Annotated in this window: 2 protein-coding genes; both read left to right on the top strand. The window is 55.1% G+C overall.

Going from position 1 to position 3,827, the window contains the following annotated elements; translation table 11 throughout:
• A partial coding sequence (locus tag NW818_RS13600; protein WP_414424856.1) for a DUF1156 domain-containing protein occupies positions 1-3,047 on the top strand: 3,047 nt, incomplete at its 5' end.
• Between the two features lie 53 nt (positions 3,048-3,100).
• Positions 3,101-3,748: a Uma2 family endonuclease gene (locus NW818_RS13595; RefSeq protein ID WP_414329080.1), complete on the top strand. Its 648-nt coding sequence runs from the start codon at positions 3,101-3,103 to the stop codon at positions 3,746-3,748.
• Positions 3,749-3,827: the final 79 nt, after the last annotated feature.

The raw sequence follows: 3,827 nt of genomic DNA, 5'->3' as shown, positions 1-3,827 counted from the left end.
GTGCGGGGCTCCTGCAATTTCTAGCTGACCTTTATCTAATGAGCCGCCGCAAGAAGCTGATTGAAGTTGCCCTGCCCCTCGAAGCCATCAATCTGGAATCGGCTCGCGAGAAATCCATCCGCCATGGCCACCCCAGCACCCTGCATCTCTGGTGGGCGCGGCGGCCCCTAGCAGCCTGTCGGGCGGTGCTCTGGGCTTCCCTGGTCGATGACCCTTCCAGTTGGCCGGACAAGTTCCCCACCGAGGCCGACCAAGAGCGAGAGCGGCAGCGGCTGTTCAACATCCTGGGCCGCATAGAGATCGAACAGGGGAAGCGGGTCGTGCGGGGTCTGGTGTCCTGGGATGACGTGAACGATCCCAACTCCGGCGTGCTGGAGGCAGCGCAGCGAGAGATTGCCCGATGTCTGGCCTGGGATCGAGGAGAAGAGCCCCCTACGGATCCGGCAGCAGTTAGAGAATACATCGCCAAGTACGCGCCGCCCGTTTACGATCCCTTTGCCGGTGGCGGATCCATCCCGTTGGAAGCGCAGCGCTTGGGGTTAGAGGCCCATGCCAGCGATCTCAACCCGGTGGCGGTGCTGATCAACAAGGCATTGATCGAGATTCCACCGAAGTTTAAGGACAAAGCCCCCATCAACCCTGAAGATCGGGCTAAGAAGCATATCTCAGCCTGGCGGGGTGCCCAAGGATTGGCAGCAGATGTCCGGTATTACGGGGCTTGGATGCGGGAACAAGCCTTTGAGCGCATTGGACATCTCTATCCTCCCTGTTCAAACCCCTTAGGCACAGAGGAGTTGACGGTGATTGCCTGGTTGTGGGCGCGGACGGTGACCTGTCCAAATCCAGCCTGCCGCTGTCAGATGCCCTTGGTGCGATCGTTTCAGCTTTCGACGAAGAAGGGGAAAGAGGCTTGGGTAGAGCCGGTGGTGGTGAATGGGGGAGAGAGCGCTTCTGCTCCCTCAATCCGGTTTGTGGTCAGGTCAGGTAAGGGCAAAGCGCCGGAGGGAACCGTAGGCCGCAAAGGAGCACGCTGCATTGCCTGCGGAACGCCTGTGCCGCTGGAGTACATCCGCAAAGAGGGTCAGGCCGGACGCATGGGATCCCAGATGATGGCCATAGTGGCAGAGGGACCAAACGGCAGAGTGTACCTGGATCCCACTCCAGAGCACGAGGCAATTGCCAATTCGGCTCAACCCAGTTGGAAACCGGATACCGAGTTACCCAAGGAAGCATTAGGGTTTCGCGTCCAAAATTACGGCATGACCAAACACGCCGACCTCTTCACCCCCCGGCAACTGGTGGCTCTCACCACTTTCAGCGACTTGGTGGCGGAAGCACGGGAAAAGGCCATCGCCGATGCCATTGCTGCCGGACTACCCAATGACGATGTGCCCCTAGCCGAGGGCGGCACAGGCGCAAGGGCCTATGGGGAGGCGATTAGTGTTTATTTGGGAATGGCTTTGAGTCGTTTAAGTGATATTTGTAACTCACTATGCATGTGGGAAAATACGAAAACCCAAGTCCGACACTTATTTACTCGACAAGCTATTCCCATGCTTTGGGACTATGCAGAACCAAATATATTTTCAAATTCTGCTGGAAATTTTGAAATTAGTTTAGGAAGTCTACTTAGAGTTGTTGAGAAGTTAGATGATTTTACTAACGGACAAGTCGCCCAACACGACGCAACGGCTCCTTACCCCCAGGACACCACCCCCAAGCTCATCTCCACCGACCCGCCCTACTATGACAACATTAGCTATGCCGATTTATCAGACTTCTTCTATGTTTGGCTGCGCCGTTGTCTCAACTCTGTATACCCCGATCTTTTTAGCACTCTTTTGGCTCCCAAGGATCAAGAGTTGGTAGCTACTCCCTACCGTTTTAGTGGAGACAAGCAAAAGGCTAAAGAGTTCTTCGAGGCAGGATTAAGTAAGGCTTTTAACCGAATTCGCGGCATTTCTCATGCCGATTACCCGCTCACGGTTTACTACGCCTTTAAGCAAACGGAAGAAGACACCTCTCCCCAAGGACAAGGGGAAGATGAAGAGGATGATGACACGGACAAGCCTATCCCCCTCTCCCGTACTGGTAGGGGAGCCAGGGGTGAGAGCCCAGAGCGCATGAGTGGCCGAGTCTCTACGGGTTGGGAAACCATGCTCGAAGGCTTGATCAGGGCTGGGTTCACCATTGACGGCACTTGGCCTCTGCGAACCGAACTCGCTAACCGCATGATTGCATCTGGCACTAACGCCCTCGCTTCCTCCATCGTTCTAGTCTGCCGTCCCCGCCCCGCCGATGCGCCCAAGGCTACCCGTCGCCAATTCCTTGCCGAGCTGAAGCGCGAGCTGCCCAAGGCGCTTAAACTTCTGCAGCAGGGCAGCATTGCTCCTGTGGACTTGGCCCAAGCCAGCATCGGCCCCGGCATGGCCATCTATTCCCGCTACGCTGCAGTTTTGGAAAGCGATGGCTCGCCCCTGACCGTCCGCACTGCCCTGCAACTGATCAACCAGTACCTAGATGAATATCTCAGCGAACAGGAAGGGGAATTGGATGAGGGCAGCCGCTGGGCCACCACTTGGTTTGCCCAATATCAATTTGAGCCAGGCCCCTACGGGGAAGCAGAAGTCCTCAGCAAGGCCAGAAACGTCAGCATTGAGTCCCTTGAGGAACTTGGGATCCTAGAAGCCAAGGCCGGCAAGGTGCGGTTGTTGAGAAGAGAGGAAATAGCCCAGAGAAAAGAAAAGGGAGCAGATTCCCTCTCCTTGCTCCTTGCTTCCTCCGCCTGGCTCATCACCCAGACCCTCATCCACACCCTCGATCGGAAAGGAGAAATGGGAGCCGCCGCTCTCCTGGCTGCCTTGGGAGATAGAGGTGCGGTTGCCCGCGATCTGGCCTATCGGCTCTATACCCTCTGCGAAAAGAAAGGCTGGACTCAAGAAGCCCTAGCCTATAACACTCTCGTCATTGCCTGGCCGGAAATTAACCGGCTAGCATCCGAAATGAAGAAAAAGCAGCATGATCCTTTCCAGCCCAGCTTGCTTTAGCCCCCTACCTCTGGGGGAAGCAAAGCCTAAAAGACCTCAGACCCAACCAGACGATGGTCACCCTCCAGCTTCGACAACTCACCATCCCACCCGGCCAGCGCCTGCTGATTCACAATCTGAATTGGTTAGACTTTGAAGCCATCCTAGATGAGCTGGGCGAAAAGCGAGCCAGCCGCATTGCCTACAGCGATGGGATATTGGAAATCAGAATGCCCTCACCCAAGCATGAGCGAGAAAAATCCATCATTGGAGACATTGTCAAAATCTTGCTAGAGGAACTGGAAGTTGACTGCGAATGTTTTGGGTCAGCTACCTTCAAACAGCAAGCAATGAACTACGGGATCGAACCTGATGAATGCTTCTATATCCAAAATCACCAGGCCGTGATTGGCAAAGATCGGCTGGATCTATCTGTTGACCCGCCTCCGGATCTGGCCATCGAAGTGGATGTTACTTCCAAAACCCAGATTGAGGCTTACACCCGCCTAGGAGTGCCCGAACTTTGGGTTTATCAAGGCAACCAGCTAACCATCTACATCCTGCAATCCGGCCAATATCAGGCTTCTGCCACCAGCCCAACCTTTCCTCAGCTACCGATTTTAGAGTGGGTGCCAGAAGTCTTGGCCCAAAGTCGAGATCTGGGTAGAAGTCCAGCCCTTCGTGCCCTTCGCCAAAAAATACGCTCCATCTTAGGGAATTAATACGAGCCATAGGCCACGTACTCTGAGAGTTTTGCCCAAAGAAGATGATGCTTGCCCTCAACCTGCAACCGGCTTTGAA

This window comes from Synechococcus sp. R6-5, assembly GCF_047461775.1.
GTDB lineage: Bacteria > Cyanobacteriota > Cyanobacteriia > Thermostichales > Thermostichaceae > Thermostichus.
Note: the sequence above shows the minus strand (reverse complement) of the source record. Positions and strands in the feature narration are given on the sequence as shown.

Excerpts from the sequence above, each read along its gene's own strand:
- NW818_RS13595 (WP_414329080.1), top strand. The coding sequence starts at position 3,101 with ATGGTCACCCTCCAGCTTCGACAACTCACCATCCCACCCGGCCAGCGC.